At 40.6% G+C, this 18,534-nt stretch carries 7 protein-coding genes; all 7 read left to right on the top strand.

Features of this window, described 5'->3' with window-relative positions; all coding sequences use genetic code 11:
* Nucleotides 1–664: T9SS type B sorting domain-containing protein (locus B9Y87_RS11965; protein ID WP_139827231.1), on the top strand; the 664-nt coding region annotated here is incomplete at its 5' end.
* A gap of 15 nt (nucleotides 665–679) precedes the next feature.
* Complete coding sequence (locus B9Y87_RS11960; protein ID WP_085499264.1) at nucleotides 680–1,633, top strand: PorP/SprF family type IX secretion system membrane protein; 954 nt, start codon at nucleotides 680–682, stop codon at nucleotides 1,631–1,633.
* 10 nt (nucleotides 1,634–1,643) lie between these two features.
* On the top strand, nucleotides 1,644–3,581 hold the full coding sequence (locus B9Y87_RS11955) for an OmpA family protein (protein ID WP_085499263.1): 1,938 nt from the start codon (nucleotides 1,644–1,646) through the stop codon (nucleotides 3,579–3,581).
* A gap of 204 nt (nucleotides 3,582–3,785) precedes the next feature.
* Nucleotides 3,786–7,163, top strand: a complete 3,378-nt coding sequence (locus B9Y87_RS11950; RefSeq protein WP_085499262.1) for a PA14 domain-containing protein — start codon at nucleotides 3,786–3,788, stop codon at nucleotides 7,161–7,163.
* A gap of 339 nt (nucleotides 7,164–7,502) precedes the next feature.
* Nucleotides 7,503–12,674 carry a Calx-beta domain-containing protein gene (locus B9Y87_RS11945; RefSeq protein WP_085499261.1) on the top strand — a complete coding sequence of 1,724 codons (5,172 nt, stop codon included), beginning with the start codon at nucleotides 7,503–7,505 and terminating at the stop codon, nucleotides 12,672–12,674.
* A gap of 195 nt (nucleotides 12,675–12,869) precedes the next feature.
* Nucleotides 12,870–17,354 carry a beta strand repeat-containing protein gene (locus B9Y87_RS11940; protein WP_085499260.1) on the top strand — a complete coding sequence of 1,495 codons (4,485 nt, stop codon included), beginning with the start codon at nucleotides 12,870–12,872 and terminating at the stop codon, nucleotides 17,352–17,354.
* Between the two features lie 734 nt (nucleotides 17,355–18,088).
* Nucleotides 18,089–18,534, top strand: a 446-nt coding sequence (locus tag B9Y87_RS11935; RefSeq protein ID WP_139827219.1) for a hypothetical protein, incomplete at its 3' end; no start/stop codon positions are given.

Genomic DNA, 18,534 nt, shown 5'->3' with positions numbered 1-18,534 from the left:
GGCCAATACGGACAATTGTGATACGGCTACGGTAACCGTTCAGGTAGGTCCTGATATGGACAATGTAATTGTTGCGGTGGACGACGCATATACAACTGATACGAATAACACTGGACTGATCCCTGGCAGCAACGTGCTCGACAACGATACCCTAAATGGCGATCCGGTAGATGCTTCAGATGTGGTGCTCACTTCTACGCCAACCGCTGTTTTAACGATCAATGAGGATGGAAGTGTAAGTGTGGCCCCCGGTACTGCCGATGGTACCTACACTATAGACTATATGATCTGTGAAGTTGCCAATGCGGAAAATTGTGATACTGGCACGGTAACAGTTATTATAGAAGAAGGGGATGAGGATGAAATAATTGAAGTAAATCAGCTTGTAACCCCTAATTCTGATGGCAAAAACGACTTCCTATTTATTAGGGGAGTTAGAAATGCCAATAACAATACCTTAAAAATCTTCAATAGATGGGGTGTTTCCGTTTATGAAGGAAAGGGATATAACAACCAAAATAATGTATTTGACGGTAGATCCAAGGCAAGATCTACTGTTACTGGAAACAATTATTTGCCCGCAGGAGTTTATTATTATATTTTCCAATATGAAAATAAACAGCAGAATATTACAGATAGTGGTTATATTTATGTGAGTAAATAAAATATTTTATTGTAGATGATATATAAAAAGAGTCTCCTCGTTACCGTTTTAATGTTGTTTTCCCTTATTGCCGGACTATACGCCCAGCAAGACGCTCAGTATACCCAGTATATGTATAATACTATGAGTGTAAACCCTGCCTATGCGGGGTCTAGGGGACAATTGAGTGCAGCGGCACTCTACCGCTCCCAGTGGGTTGGCCTGGAAGGGGCGCCTAAAACACAGACCTTAAATTTGCACTCGCCGATAAGGAATAGTAGATTGGGTTATGGTATTTCTATAATCAATGATAATATTGGGGATGGTGTGGTTCAGGAAACCCAGTTCGATGCCGTGTTGTCCTATACCGTTGATGTTGCCTTGGATGCCAAATTATCCTTTGGATTAAAAGTAGGGGGGAATATGTTGAGTCTGGATTTTAATGGATTGAACAATTTTGATTCTGAAAATATACAGGGCGAGAACATTGACAATAAGTTTTCCCCAAATTTTGGGGTGGGGGTATACTATCATACAGACAAGTTTTATGCCGGTCTTTCGGCTCCCAATATGGTGGAAACCGAATATTTTGATAATTCCCAACGTGATGCCAATTCGGTTCAGTTTCTTTCCAAGGAGAGAATGAATTTTTATTTGATTACTGGTTATGTCTTTGACTTAAATAATAATTTTAAGTTTAAGCCTGCAGTTTTGACCAAAGTCGTGGGCGGGGCCCCCTTACAAATAGATTTATCGGCCAGTTTCTTGTTCAATGACAAATTTAGCTTTGGAGCTGCCTATAGATGGGATGCAGCGTTAAGCGGTCTTTTGGGCTTTCAACTGAGCGATCAGTTTATGATTGGATTGGCTTATGATAGGGAAACTACTGAGTTGGGAGGCACACAATTTAATGACGGGTCCTTTGAAGTGTTTTTAAGATTTGAACTGGTTAAATCGTTCCGAAGAATGGTTTCTCCGCGTTTCTTTTAAAAAAAATAAAATGATAAAAAGATTTTTTTTGCTGACGGTATTATTTTCTGTCCTTGGTAACGTTATTATAGCCCAGGATAGGTTGATAAATAAGGCAGATGAAAAATACCAGGACTATTCCTTTAGCCCGGCCATTGACATCTATAAACGTGTCTTGGACAAAGGATATACGTCAGCGGATTTGTTAATGAAACTAGGAAATTCTTATTATTTTAATGCTGAATACAAAGAGGCATCTGATATTTACAAAAGACTCTTAAATGAATATAAAGAAGGAATTGGGCCGGAGTACTATTTTAGATATGCCCAGACCTTGAGATCATTGGGGGAATACGATATGTCCAAGGACGTGATGGCAGAGTTTTCACGGATAACTTCAGCAGATGTTAGGGCCAACCTTTATATGGCCGAAAGGGACTACTTGGCAGAAATCGAGAAAAATTCAGGAAGATATGAAATAGGTAAATTTGCTTTCAATTCCAGGTATTCTGATTTTGCCCCTTCCTTTTATGGGCAAGGGCTGATATTCTCTTCAGATAGGGATACCGGTAATTTGGCTCGATATAGACATACATGGAATTCCAAGGATTTTTTGGATCTGTACAAGGTGAATGCAGACAGTGTTTCTGAAAACAAGGTGGTTAAATTCGGTGACAATATAAATACGAGATATCACGAATCTACTTCGGTTTTTACAAAGGATGGTAATACGCTTTATTTTACTAGAAACAATCTTTTTGATGGTAAAACAGTAAAGGATGAGAAGGGGGTTGTACGCCTAAAGATCTTTAAGGCAATTAAAGAAAATGGAATATGGACCCAGATAGAGGAACTTCCTTTTAATAGTGAATCCTATTCCATAGCACATCCTACCCTTAGTCCGGACGAAAAAATATTATATTTTGCCTCAGATATGCCGGGTTCCTACGGGGAGTCGGATATTTTTAAAGTAGCCATTAATAGTGATGGCACTTATGGCACTCCAGTAAATTTGGGAAATATTATCAATACGGAAGCAAGGGAAACTTTCCCTTACGTTACTAGTGAAAATGTACTTTACTTTTCTTCCGATGGTCATCCCGGCTTAGGTGGTTTGGACATATTTGCTACGAAAATTTCCAACAGTCAGTATATTGGAACCGTTTTAAATGTAGGAAAACCCGTAAACAGTGAGTTGGATGATTTTACCTTCATAATAAATGAAGAAACCAGAAACGGCTATTTTGCTTCGAACCGTGAGAATGGAGTGGGTCAGGACGATATCTATAGTTTTGTAGAGACTAAAAAATTGGAATTCGATTGTATTAAACCAATTACAGGTACCGTTAGGGATAAGATATCCAATCAAGTGCTGGTGGGTGCGACGGTAAAGGTTATCGATGAGAACAACGAGGAGTTGGCATCGTCAATTACGGATTCAAATGGTAACTATAGTATTACCATCGACTGTAATAAGGGTAATTTTGTCAGGGCTACCATGCAAGGATATGTGCCATCCGAGGAGTACCTTAATATATCCGATAGCAAGCCTTTGATCGTAGATTTTTATTTGGAAAGAGATACTGTAACTGCGGGTTATGGAGATGATTTGGCCAAATTATTGCAGCTAAGCACTATCTATTTTGATTTTGATAGATTTAATGTTAGGCCAGACGCTGAAATTGAAATTCAGAAGGTTATTGCTGCCATGGAAAAGTATCCGAGCTTAAAACTTAAGGTTACTTCCCATACGGACAGTCAAGGAGTTGATGCATATAACCTATGGCTTTCTCAAAAAAGAGCGGAATCTACCGTAGCTTATATGGTTTCTAAAGGAATAGCGAGTGATCGTTTACAAGGGGAAGGTTTTGGGGAAACCAGATTGGTGAATAGGTGTGGCAATGGTATTAAATGTTCCAAGGCTGAACATCAGATGAATAGAAGGTCCGAATTCTTGATCTTGGAATAAAATTTTCATTATTGTAAAAAAAAAATGCAGTTAATTTTACAACTGCATTTTTTTGTGAATTCATCTTTTTTAAGCGCAACTTCATATTTTGCTGCGTTCACATTTGCTTTTAAGGGTTTGGCAACATAGATTTTAAAGACCTATTAAAACCTATAGCTTTGTAAGAATTTATTTCTGATTTAGCCCTTGAACAAAATTTGTTACATGTTTTTATTCTCACCTTTATTTCGATATAATGAAATTAGGAATGGATTAGTTATTTTATTTTTGTTGTGTGTAAGCCATGTGTTTCCCCAGGCCGACATATGGAATGAAGATTTTTCATATTCCAATAATGTTGATACAGGGACAGGATCAGGGATATCAACGGTCAATTGGTCGTCTGGTAATGGTGTGCTTATCCGATCCAATAGAATAGAAACAAGATCTGCCAATTCATCTGGTTATTGGAGGACAGACCCTATTAATATAATAGGTATGGAAAACATTGAACTTAGTTTTGACATGGGTGTCAATAATATTGAGGGCACGGATCGTTTTTCGTTTAGGTACCGTCTTGATGGCGGCACATGGGTTAACCTGGTAGCACCAATATTGATTCCAAGTAACAGTTATTCTTTTTCCATACCTATGGGCTCTACACTGGAATTGGAGGCTAATTTTTCAACCAATGAGAGCAACGATAGATATCGGCTTGATAATGTACTTCTAATCGGGACTCCTCCCAACTGCACCAACGCCTTGGATTATGAGTTTTATGACTTGGTGCCCTCGGGCAATTCTGTGGATAATATTCCTACTACCGGGGCATTATCTACGGGCCAAATAGGAAGTTTTAATGTTGGCACCCTGCAAAATATGGTAGATCCTGGTGATACGGACTCCTTTGCCATTAGGTTCACGGGATATATACTAATAGAAACTGCAGGAGCCTACACGTTTTATACAACTTCAGATGACGGTTCAAAGCTATTTATAGATGGGACACAGATTGTAAATAACGATGGAGATCACGGTTCCCAAGAAAGAAATGGTTCTGTAACCTTAATCCCTGGTTATCATCAAATTGAGGTATTGTTCTATGAGAATGGAGGAGGTCAAGTACTTGAAGTTAGATATCAAGGGCCTTCAATTTCCAAGCAATTAATTCCTTTCAGTATACTTTCCAGTAATTGTACATTACCCATATTGGATACCGATGGTGACGGTATTCCGGATAGTTCCGATATTGATGCGGACAATGACGGGATATTGAATATTAATGAGTGTGCTTCTGCATACGGAGGGGTTGTTCAAACAGCTTCCAATGTACTACATTTTACCAACCCTTCCAATGCCCAAGGAACACCTGGAAACACATATGCCTATAACCCAACATCGGTATATCCAGGATCTAGTTCTAGGTTGCTATTAAGGTTTCCAGAACCAGTGACCGTTGGTACCGAGATTACAGTTTATTTGGGAGCAGATCCCTCTGTTTCTACATCGGACATGCAAATACAACGCTCTACGGCCGCCGGTGGTAATAATGGATATTTAGCAGCAGCTAATGGAGTGCCTAGCGGCAGCATTTCCCAATATACCTTTACCGTTAGTGGCAGTGCAATAGAGTATATTCGAATTGAAGCTTACCAAGTAGGCGCCCGGGTTTATGGAGCTAATTATGGTGACGGAGGCTGTGATTTAATGGATACCGATTTGGACGGATTGCCTAATTATTTGGATTTGGATAGCGACGGGGACGGAATACCGGATAATGTAGAGGCGCAGACTACAATAGGATATGTACCTCCAACAACTTCTGATTCCAATAATGATGGGTTGGATGATGCATATGGAGTTAATGGTTTGATTCCAGTAGATACCGATGGTGATGGGACGCCCGATTTTATGGATACGAATAGCGATAACCAGGGACCCGATGATAGAGCGGAGGCTGGCATAACCCTTTCTGGAGGGGACAACGATAATGATGGATTGGACAATGCCATAGATACGACCAATGGATATGGCGATCCCGGGGGAAGAATAGACAACCCTTTAAATACGGATGGAGGTTCTATTGCATTACCAGATTTTGATAATGATGCATCCTCGGGAGGGGATCTGGATTTCCGGGATGATATGGATACTGCTGTTGATCAACCTCCTACCATAGTTGCTACAGGCGATCAATTGTATTGTCCAGGTGGAGCTGTTCCTATTGTTCAAGCGGTATCAATTACCGACCCTGATGATACTGAAATTTGGTCGGTTTACGTTCAGATAACTACGAATTATGATAGTTCTGGTGATATACTTTCACTAAGCGGTACCCATCCTGATATTACCGCTTCTTGGGATGTTTCCGAGGGGAAGATGAGTTTAATAGGCCCTGCTTCCTTAGCAGATTTTGAGGCGGCAATTTTAGATGTTGAGTATGCCTCTTCTGGAAGCCCATCATCAGGAACAGTTAAGGAATTTTCGATTGTCTTGGCAGAAGCAAATTACTTGTTGTCAACGCAACATTATTATGAATATATTCCAGCTGTAGGAATTACCTGGACAGCGGCCAGGGATGCAGCCGAATTACGTACGTTCTATGGCCTCCAAGGTTATTTGGCAACATTGACCAATACCGATGAAGCAGATCTTTTGGGAAAACAATCCAGCGGTGCAGGTTGGATAGGTGCTAGTGATGCTGCAGTGGAAGGTGAGTGGTTATGGGTAACCGGTCCTGAGGCTGGGAACCAATTTTGGACGGGGGCACAGACAGGAACGGTAACGGCACCTTATAATTATGCAAATTGGAACAATGGTGAGCCCAATAATTCAGGAAATGAGGATTATGCCCATATCAATGCACCAGGTACCGGTTTTGATGGTTCGTGGAACGATTTGTCTAACACAGGTGCCGCAAGTGGAAATTATCAACCCAAAGGGTATCTAGTAGAATATGGAGGTATGCCAGGAGACCCTCCTTATCCACAAATTTCGGCAGTTACAAGGATAGTGGTGGATAATATTGATCCAGTAGCGAGTAATCCAGCACCACTTGGTGTCAATTGTATTGAGGATATCCCTTCTCCAGACCCTGAGGTGGTATTGGATGAATCTGATAATTGTACAGTAAATCCATCCGTAATTTTTGTGGGCGATGTAAGTAATGGAGGCAGTAACCCAGAAATTGTAACACGTACCTATAGGATTTCCGATGTGGCGGGAAATAGTACGGATGTAACACAAACAATAACCGTTAATCCATTAACTATAAGTTCTTCACCTACCGACCAGACTAGTTTTGCAGGGTCATCTACTAATTTTATAATATCCGCCAATTACGCGGATTCTTACCAGTGGCAGGTGAGTGTTGATGGAGGTACACTTTACAACAACATAGCCGATGGGGCGGAGTATTCAGGCACCCAATCTACAACCTTGACAGTAAAAACAGGATTGGATAAAAACGGTTATAGGTATCGCGTTTTGGTTTCAAAATCAGATTCCGGCTGTACCACTCTAACTTCGGATTCGGCATTGCTAACTGTTAGGATAAAAACTGTTATTACCAATAAGAAAATAACCTATAGGGTTGATATGTAATTGTATTGATAAGACCCTTATTAATGACCATTGCCTTTCCAAATGCAATATCGAACAGCCTTGAATATAGGGAGGTATCGGCCAAATACATCATGGTGTTATTGGGCAATTTACATATCTTTTAATTTTCCAAACAGCAGAAATTATACTTTACACGGCGACTTAGGTTCCTTACACAACAATATTTAGGTCAAAGTCCCCACGAATTCTAATTTTATTTTTTACTAATGGTTGTCTTAATTGGGATAATAAAGGAGTTCTTTTTTATCTGATTGATATGAAGAAGTAAATGATCCTAGATAAATCAAAGTTAAAATAGGATCACAATGTAAATTGATAATGAAGATTTTAAGTATATATTTAATTTTTTTGGCGACATTTTTATCGATGTCCGGTCTTTATGGGCAACAGACTTATTTGGACAATTTTAACAGTACTTCGTATTCGAATAATAACGGGAATACTAATTTTTCTGGAAGTTGGGATGAAGATAATGATGGTGATAGCCCATCGGGTGGAAATATTCGTATTTCGGGAAGTAGATTACGGTTCGATGATCTGGATAGTAATGATAGAATAAGTAGGTCCTTAAACTTGGACGGAGCTTCCTCCGTGACGTTGACCTTGGATTATGATGCAGACGATAGGGGAAATGAAGGCTTGAATGTTCAACTTTGGAACAATTCCACCTCATCATGGCAAACCATAAGCTCCATTAATAGTTCTAATTCCGGCACCATTTCACATACTTTAACAGCTGCCCAGATTTCAAGTAATTCGGCTATTCGTTTTGTTTCCAATAGCGGTGGTTGGAATAACAATGAGCGTATTTATATAGATAACATTCTATTTACAGCTATTTTCAATCCTGTAATAGTGGTTGATGATGTTACCGTTAACGAGGGGGATGGTACGGCCACCTTTACTGCAACCCATACAGGGGCAAATGCCGTTGGAGCATTTACCGTGAATTATGCAACCTCCAATGGTTCTGCAATAGCTGGTTCCGACTATACTTCTTCAACAGGTACACTTGTATTTAATGGGCTATCGGGTGATTCTGAAACAATTACTGTTCCATTATTGGATGATGCCACTTCAGAAAATAATGAAACATTTACAGTGCGGTTTACAAGTGCTTCCAATGCTAGTGTTGATATTTCAGATACGGCCTTAGGAACCATTGTTGATAATGACACTTTTATCATAACCAATGGTGCTACCGATAATACTTGTAGTGGTACTTTTCTTGATTCAGGAGGGTCTGGAAATTATTCCAGCAATCAGAGCTTTGTATACACCCTATGTCCGGATACGATCAATACAGATCTATCTTTGAATTTCAGCAGTTTTGATCTGGAATCAGGGTATGATTTTTTATATATTTATGATGGGACATCTACCTCGGCCACTTTAATAGGTCAATACCATAATGGCAATCCACCCCCTTCTTCTATAACCGCAACCAGCGCTTCAGGGTGTTTAACTTTTAGGTTTATCTCAGATTATAGTGTAACTGGTACAGGATGGGAGGCATTAATCTTTTGTTTGCCTAGAGGTCCAAGGATGAATATTGAGGATGTTACAGTAAACGAAGGAGCAGGAACTGCAACGTTTACAGTTACGCATAATGGTCCAAGTGCGGCAGGTGCTTTTACTGTGGATTATCAAACGGTAAACGGTTCTGCGAGTTCGGGAAGTGATTATACCTCTACTACGGGAACTTTAAATTTCAATGGAACCACTGGAGATACTGAATCTTTTACAGTTGCCATAATCGATGATGGTATAATAGAAAGCAGTGAAACCTTTACCATTCAGCTTACAGCATCATCCGATGCCAGTGTTAATCTTACCGATACGGCCGATGCAACCATTGTTGATAACGACGGGATTATAATGACCAATGGAACTACTGTAAATACATGTAGTGATACGTTTTTGGATCCTGGAGGGATAAATAATTATAATAATAACCAGGACATTGTATATACTATTTGTCCTGATGTTGTAGATAATTACATTAGTTTGGATTTTATTGGTTTTGATGTAGCCAATGACGATCGCTTATATATTTATGAAGGAACAACAACTTCTGGGACCTTAATAGGGCAGTACAGTAATAATAATGTACCGGATATTATAGAGTCTACCCATGCTTCCGGTTGTTTAACATTTAGGTTTACCTCCAATGGTTCCAATACGGCAGGAGGTTGGGAAGCGGAGGTTAACTGTTATCCAGAGGGTCCTAAAATAGTTATAGATGATATTTCCTTTGACGAAGATGTAGGCAATGCGGTCTTTACAGTAAGGCAGACAAGGGCAAGACATGGATATAATTTTCTGTTCAGTTTTATACATGTTCCATTTACAGTAGATTTTGAAACAGTAGATGGCTCGGCCTTGGCCGGGAGCGATTACACTGCTACAACTGGGACCTTGACCTTTAACGGTGAACTGGGAAATGTCCAAACTATTTCGATACCTATTTCCAATGATGGGGTTCCGGAGAATGCGGAAGAGTTTACCATAAGATTTACCGGGGCTACTTCCACATACGGTACCATTAATTATTCGGATACTGGAACGGGAACTATTAATACCCAGATCTTGGCCAATGACCCTTTGACATTATTCCAAGAATTCGATGGATATTATGATTATTCAACGACTGGTGGAACCCTGAGAACAGAGAGCAATAGCGGCAATGCCTGTGCTATAACGAGCTCTTCTTCCAATACCCTGGTTTCACCCATTCCGGCAACAGCTACCGTTGAGAGGGCCTATTTGTACTGGGCGCATTCCAATACGGTAAGGGATCCGGACGTAACCTTTGAAGGTCAAAACGTATCTGCCAATTATTTATATCAGACAACGCTTACAAATAGAAATTTTTATGGGTATGTAAGTGATGTAACCAGCATTGTGCAGGGTATTCCCAATCCATCGACCAATACCTATGATTTTAGCGATTTGGATGTAGACAATACCGGAAATTACTGTTCCACGGCCACAGTACTTGGTGGATGGACCCTGATCGTTTTTTATGAAGATCCCTCATTGCCTGCTGTAAACATTAACTTGTACCAGGGCTTTGACGGTCTAAGCAATTCAGGTACATCGTTTACCTTGGATTCTTTCTTTGCCATAGCCGGTTCTGGGGCAAAAGCCTCTTTTTTATCATGGGAAGGAGATCCAAACTTGGACGGTTCCAGTTCTGGTTCCAGTAACCCGGAAGAACTATCCATTACCAATCAATCCGGTACAACATATGTACTTACTGGGGATGGAGGGCAACCTGGGAACAATGCCTATAATTCCACTATTTATGACAATACAGTAGGTCCGGTATATAATACCGCTAATTCATATGGGGTAGACTTGGATACCTACGATATATCCACTTATATTCAGCCTTCAGATACCCAGGTTACTGCCAACGTGGATGTGGGCCAGGATTTTGTAATTTCTGCAGCAGTGGTTATTAAGGTACCCTCCAACTTAATTGCCGGTAGGGTTTTTGAGGATGTGAATTATCCAGGAGGGCCCGGTAGGGACCGAATTTCTTCAGGGGGATTGGCAGTATCGGGAGCCGTAGTAGAGCTCTTTGATTCCGCTGGTAATTTTGTTCAAAGAAAGAATACAGACATTAATGGGTATTATTCCTTTGGGGGGATGGCCGATGGGGACTACCGTATAAAAGCCGTTAACTCTACTGTGCGATCAAACCGGGGTGGACTCAATTGCTCTACTTGTTATCCGGTACAAACTTTTAGAAAATATCGAGGCCCATCCTCTTTGATCGAGGTGACGGATGAGGTGGGAGGCGCAAATCCGGCCGCCCAACAGGATGTTGCTTTGGGAGTCATAAATAACGCCCAGAGCGTATCAACAGTCTCTGTTTCAGGAGATGGTGTAGTAGGCATCGATTTTGGTTTCAATTTTAATACCATTGTTAACACCAACGAATTTGGACAGGGTTCCTTGGAGCAATTCATAATCAATTCCAATAACTTAAATGAAACCGGTTTGGATATTGAGGCCAATTCCATTTTTGATCCGGCTGCAGGGGAGGATACGTCAATATTTATGATACCTTCTACTTCGGATGCATTGGGAAGAACCGCTGACATCAATTTTGCCAATGGGTATTTCGATATTAATATCACTGATGCTTACCAGTTATCAATAATAACGGGTACCAACACCATTATTGATGGTAGGACCCAAACCTCATATTCCGGAGATAGCAACTTTGGAACCATAGGGGGTGGCGGAACAACTGTAGGTATTTCAGCTACAATACTTCCCGATTATAACTTACCGGAAATTCAGGTTCGTGGAGACTCCCAGGAACTTTTTAGGTTGGAAGGAAATAGTGCTACCCTTCGCAATTTGGCTGTATACACAGATGATAAATCTGCAATTCAGGTAAATTCCGGCACCGCTTTTCTTTATGAGAATGTGCTTGGGGTAAATGCCCTGGGAGCAAAATCCGGGAACTTGGAACATGCCGTTGAAATTAAGGATGGGGCAACCACTCTTGCTAGAAATTATTTAAGTGGTTCGAATGTGGCCGCAGTTCATTTGGATGGGGGAACGTCTACTGTCATGGAATACAACCATTTTTATAGTAATGGTGCAAACGATACTTGTTCCGACAATATTCTCATTGACCGCGGTAGTGGAATTACGATTCAATATAATTTGATCAACGAGGCCTCTGGCATAGGGATTGAAGGAGTTGACTATGCTGCCGGAACGTTGATCACAGAAAATACCATTACCAATAATGGAGTAAATAATAATGCCTGTGGTGGGGGAATATTCGATGATTCAGGGATTCGTTTAAAGGCGGCAAATGCCACTGTTTATAGGAATGTAATTCACGGCAATCAGGGTGCGGGAATCGTGGTGGCCGAAGATGTTTCCGGTGTCTTGATTTCTCAAAATTCTATGTATAACAACGGACAGCGAGCTCCATCTTTAGGGATTGATTTGGATGCTTCCAAAAATAATGGTGATGGTGTAACCCTCAACGATTCAGGGGATGGGGATAATGGACCCAACAATTTATTAAATTTTCCAATTATTGAGGCGGCCTATGCCACTGGTAGCCATTTAGTTGTGGAAGGTTGGGCAAGGCCCGGGGCAATAATAGAATTGTTCTTAACGGATACAAGCGAAGGAAGTGCCAATGCAGGGGACAACCAATTGGGGATGACTACGGATTATGGTGAAGGCCAGGTATATTTGGGCACCGTAATAGAAGGTAGTGGTTCCGATACCCGATCCGGTACGTCTACTTATACAGATTTGGATGGGAATACCGATAACACGAATAGATTTAAGTTTAAAATCCCACTTCCTTCCGGGGTGTTAAAGGGTGATTTTTTGACGGCCACCGCTACTATTTCCAATTCAACCTCAGAATTTTCACCGCAAAGTATCATTAAAGGTTATAGTGTAATTACCAATAGACGAATTACTTACCGGGTTAAAAAGAATTGAGTTTTATGTAGTTTGGCAAGAATACCTTCCTACAAAAGTCATTTAATATGGCAGGAAAATTATGGATTTAAATTTTAAGATGTCCTAATTTTAATCTTTGGCATTTATTTTAGATCGGTACACAACATTTTCGAAAATTATATCATTTCTTGGAATACATTTGATACGTTGATCTCTTAGGGTCGCGTATACTTAATGAAAACAAGGGTTAACCTTCAAAAAAGAATACCTATTCTTTTTATGGTGTTCTTCTGCTTTTGTCAAATGTCAGGGCAGCAAACCTATTTGGATAATTTTAATTCATCATCCTATTCCAACAATAATGGGACCAACAATTTTTCTTCCAGTTGGACAGAAAGCAATGATGATAATAGTGTTTCGGGCGGAAATATAAGGATCAATAGTAGCCAATTACGTTTTAGGCGATTAACCGATGAGACTATCCAAAGGAATTTAAATTTGGCGGGCGCTGGTACGGTTACACTTACTTTCGATTATAATGGCTCCAGTAGGGGAGGGGAAACCCTATTGGTGCAATTGTGGAATGGATCAACTTGGCAGACAGTTACAACCTTGAACAACGATGGAATAGGATCCATTTCCTATAATTTAACCACTAGTCAAATATCAGCATCTTCCTCCATACGATTTATAACTGGAAGTGGCAATTGGGACAGTAATGATTACTTCTACATAGACAATGTACGGTTCACAGCCACTTTTGGCCCCATTATAACCATTAATGATGTATCTGTTAATGAAAATGCAGGCACAGCCACTTTTACCGTAGCCCATACGGGTTCCAATGCTACAGCGTTTACCATAAACTACACCACCAATAATGGTACAGCTACATCGGGAAGTGATTTTACAGCCAAGTCGGGGACCTTGAGTTTTACTGGTACTTCAGGGGTTACCAGAACCATAACCATAAATATTTTGGATGATACCGTAGTGGAGGATTTGGAAATATTTACAGTTAATTTTACAGGAAAATCCCTTTCCACAGTTGATATTACCGATATAGGTACGGGAACCATTTTGGACAATGATGCTCTCATAATTACCAATGGGGTAACCACCAATACCTGTAATGCCGTTTTCTTTGATTCGGGAAGTGTTGGGGGCAATTATGGTAATAACGAGAGTAGGGTCCATACCATTTGTCCGGACACTGCCAATAATTATATTAGTGTGGATTTTACAAGTTTTGATGTTGCCGTAGGTGATATCCTATATGTTTATGGGGGCACCACGGCAACGGGTACACCAATTGGAGTTTATGACAACAATAATATTCCTACCTCTATCGATTCTCCATACGGTGTTGGTGGTTGTTTAACCTTTAGGTTTACCTCCAATGGGAGTACCACTGGAACTGGGTGGCAGGCTGCTGTAAGATGTGTTGTTGAAGGGCCTAAAATAGTAATAAATGATATTTCCGTTGATGAAACAGTTGGCAATGCTGTTTTCACGGTAACGCAGACCCGTGTACGCCACGGATATAATTTTTTGTTTAGCTTTATTCATGTGCCGTTTACCGTTAATTTTGAAACAGTTAATGGTTCCGCTTTGGCTGGGAGCGATTATACCGCAACCTCCGGGACTTTGACCTTTAATGGTCAGTTGGGCAATGTGCAGACCATTTCGGTACCAATACTTAATGATGGAATCCCGGAAACAGCCGAAGATTTTACAATTCGGTTTACAGGGGCAACAGCATCCTATGGTACCATCAATTATTCGGATACCGGAACAGGAACCATCAATACCCAGATTTTGGCCAATGACCCTTTGACACTTTTTCAGGAATTCGATGGGTACTTTGACTATTCCACTACTGGGGGAACCTTAAGAACTCAAAGCAATAGTGGCAATGCCTGTCTAATCACAAACTCCTCATCCAATACCTTAATCTCTCCAATTCCGGCTACGGCCACTGTGGAAAGGGCTTATCTGTATTGGGCACACTCCAATAGTGTACGCGATCCGGATGTAATCTTTGAGGGTCAAAACGTTTCTGCCAATTATTTGTACCAGACCACTCTGACCAATAGGAACTTTTACGGCTATGTAAGCGATGTGACCAACATTGTTAAGGGTATCCCGAATCCATCGACCAATACCTACGATTTTAGTGGCCTAAACATAGATAATACCGGGAATTACTGTTCAACGGCCACCGTGCTTGGTGGGTGGACCTTGATCGTGTTCTATGAAGATCCCTCATTACCAGCAGTAAATATTAACTTGTATCAAGGTTTCGATGGTCTAAGTAATTCAGGAACCTCCTTTACCTTGGATTCCTTCTATGCCATTGCGGGTTCTGGGGCCAAAGCCACATTTTTGTCCTGGGAGGGCGACCCCAATTTGGACGGATCTAGTTCTGGTTCCACGAATCCTGAGCGACTTTCAATAACCAATCAATCAGGAACAACCTATATACTATCGGGAGATGGAGGTCAAACTGGCAACAATGCCTACAATTCCACTATTTATGATAATACGGTATTGCCAATATATAATTCTTCCAGTTCCCATGGTGTAGATTTGGATACCTATGACATATCATCTTATATCCTCCCATCGGATAGTCAGGTAACTGCCAATGTTAATGTAGGACAGGATTTTGTGATTTCTGCCGCCGTAGTGCTCAAGGTACCCTCAAATTTAATTGCAGGAACCGTTTTTGAAGATGTTAATTATCCAGGTGGGCCTGGACGGAATAGGATAATTTCTGGAGGTCAGGGAGTCTCAGGTGCCATAGTGGAACTTTTTAATGCTGCAGGTACTTTTATCCAGAGAAAAACCACCGATATTAATGGATATTATTCTTTTGGGGGAATGGAAGACGGAGATTATCGTATAAAAACAGTAAACTCAACTATTAGATCCAATAGGGGCGGTCTCAACTGTTCTACCTGTTATCCCGTACAAACCTTTAGAAAATACCGTGGACCTTCTTCCTTGATCGAGGTAACGGATGAGGTGGGAGGTGCCAATCCTGCTGCGCAACAGGATGTGGCTTTGGGAGTAATAAATAACGCCCAAAGTATTTCAACGGTCTCCGTGGCAGGAGATGGGGTTGTGGGGATAGACTTTGGGTTCAACTTCAATACGATTGTCAATACCAACGGGTTTGGACAAGGCTCTTTGGAGCAATTTATTGTCAATTCCAACAATTTAAATGAGGTGGGTTTGGATATTGAGGCCAATTCCATTTTCAATCCATTGGCTGGAGAGGATACCTCCATTTTTATGATTCCTACCACATCCGATCCATTGGGGAGAACCGCTGATGCTAATTTTACCAATGGATATTTTAATATTTCTGTTACCGACGCAAATCAACTTTCAATAATAAGCGGTGCCAATACTGTTATTGATGGCAGGACACAAGCTGCTTATTCCGGTGACACCAATGTAGGAACAATTGGGAATGGGGGTACTTCTGTGGGTATCTCAGCAGTATCACTCCCGGTCTATAATCTGCCCGAAATCCAGGTTCATGGGGAGACTGAGGAACTTTTTAGATTGGAAGGGGTTGGAGCGACCTTAAGGAACCTTGCTGTTTACAACAATGACAAATCGGCCATACAAGTAAATGCGGGCACCGCATTTCTTCATGAAAATTTACTTGGGGTTGATGCCCTTGGTGTTAAATCCGGTAATTTGGAATATGCCGTAGAGACTAAAAATGGTGCGACTACTATTTCCCGGAATTATCTGAGCGGGTCCAATTTGGCTGCCTTAAAGGTGGATGGTGGTACCGCCACGGTTGTGGAATACAACCACTTCTATAGAAATGGGGCAAATGACAGCTGTACAGACAATATATTGTTAAAGAATGGCAGTGGAGTGGTCATTAGATACAATTTGATCAATGAGGCAGCTGGAATAGGCATTGAAGGAGATAACTATAATGCGGGACTTATGATTACCGAAAATACCGTTATCAATAATGGACTTAACAGCAATGCCTGCGGCGGAGGTATATTCGACGATTCCGGTATTCGATTAAAGGCATCCAATGCCACTATTTTTAGAAACCTTATTCACAGCAACCAAGGGGAAGGAGTCGTTGTTGCCAATAATGTATCGGGAGTATTGATTTCCCAAAATTCCATATATAACAATGGCCAAAGATCACCTTCCCTAGGTATAGATTTGGATGCTTCCAATAAGAATGGTGATGGGGTAACACTTAATGATCACAGTGATGGGGATAATGGTCCAAATGGATTAATTAACTTCCCGATTATTTCGGCCGCCTATGCCGCTGGTACTAATTTGGTAGTAGAAGGTTGGGCTAGGCCAGGGGCAATTATAGAATTATTCTTGACCGATATTAATCAAGGAAGTGCTGTTGAAGGGGACAATCAATTGGGCAAGTCCACCGATTATGGTGAGGGTCAGACCTATTTGGCTACCGTGGTGGAGGGGAGCGGTGCCGATGCTGAATTTGGTTCTTCGCCTTATACTGACTTGGATGGTAATACGGATAACACCAATAGATTCAAGTTCACTATTCCATTGCCTCCTGGTGTAGTAATAGGGAATTTTTTAACATCAACGGCTACACTTGCCAATTCTACTTCGGAGTTTTCTCCTAAAAGTGTGATTAAGGGGTACACGCTTATCACCAACAGAAGAATTACATATAGGGTCAAACCAATTTAGTTTTTTGTGGTGCAACATTTTAAATATGTAGCCTTCCACCAACCAATAATGGGACAAGTATCAATATGCGGGTTGAAAGTCGATAAATGGCATTCATTAAAACTAGATGGTCTGTAGCATTATATTACTTAAGGAAAACAGTCACCCCTGTTAATGATGTAATTCTGAAAGTCAATATGTAGAATTATTTTCCTAAATAGGATTAACGAAATCCAGTGATCGGTATTAAGATTATTTATTCAGTGTTACAAAAAAAAATTAAATCATTAATAATCAGTTATTTGTAGGTTTTTTGATGTTGTTCTTGGTGCTGCCTTTCGTTTGTTTGTTGAGCCTTTCAAGAGTGGGTAATTTTTGTCCTTAAAAGGAGGATATAAGCACAATAATTATTGAGATTGCACCTATGGTGCTCTAAAAAATGGGTGAATTTATTTCCATTTAAGACCTCCCTATCCACATATTTTTCCAACGGTTGATTTTCGGTAAGTGTTGCTATTATTAGGATAATCGACGAGTGATATCTCGTGAAAAAGGGCCTTTAGAAAACTCAAAACCTCAATTATCCATGTATAGACAGTACAAATTTAGCGTTACACAACATTTATTTCCCACTGCTATGTATACGGCTAATTTTGTATGGTGTTAGAAATCGGTTTAGTTCAATTACAGCAGTTTTGAGCGTTTACGAACGATGAACCACAGCAACAATGACCAACTTAAGTAAAGTATATACGATGAAGAAGGGGATTTTATTAATCATATTTCTAATTTCTGGATTTGCGATGGCGCAAACCACCGTAAATTTGGAAGACCAGTGTAATTGCGAGGTGTTGAGCGGTACACTTGTTACCGCGCCTGGAGCCACAACGCCTACTGGTGCAGATGTTGGGGATATATATGTAAATACAAATACAGGAACAATATACTTTTGGGACGGGGACTCTTGGGAGTTAACATCTACGGATAGCCAGCAACTTCAGGTTTTTAGTTTTAATCCCGCTAACAATCAATTGACACTTACCTTAGAGAATGGGGGAACTTTTAATGCCGATTTAAGTGGTTTAACAGGTGATGGTAATATAACCTCGACCACCATTGACGTGAGTGGAGATGTAAATGCCTTATTGGGTGATGTGGTGTTGGAAATTGGGGATGACGCAGTTACCAACGCTAAATTGGC

This window comes from Arenibacter troitsensis (genome assembly GCF_900177645.1).
Classification (GTDB): Bacteria; Bacteroidota; Bacteroidia; order Flavobacteriales; family Flavobacteriaceae; genus Arenibacter; species Arenibacter troitsensis.
This window is presented reverse-complemented; position numbering and strand designations above follow the sequence as displayed.

What these genes read in the sequence shown, in the direction of transcription:
- B9Y87_RS11940 (WP_085499260.1), top strand. Translation starts at nt 12,870, where the DNA reads ATGAAAACAAGGGTTAACCTTCAAAAAAGAATACCTATTCTTTTTATG.
- B9Y87_RS11950 (WP_085499262.1), top strand. Translation starts at nt 3,786, where the DNA reads ATGTTTTTATTCTCACCTTTATTTCGATATAATGAAATTAGGAATGGA.
- B9Y87_RS11955 (WP_085499263.1), top strand. Translation starts at nt 1,644, where the DNA reads ATGATAAAAAGATTTTTTTTGCTGACGGTATTATTTTCTGTCCTTGGT.
- B9Y87_RS11945 (WP_085499261.1), top strand. Translation starts at nt 7,503, where the DNA reads ATGAAGATTTTAAGTATATATTTAATTTTTTTGGCGACATTTTTATCG.
- B9Y87_RS11960 (WP_085499264.1), top strand. Translation starts at nt 680, where the DNA reads ATGATATATAAAAAGAGTCTCCTCGTTACCGTTTTAATGTTGTTTTCC.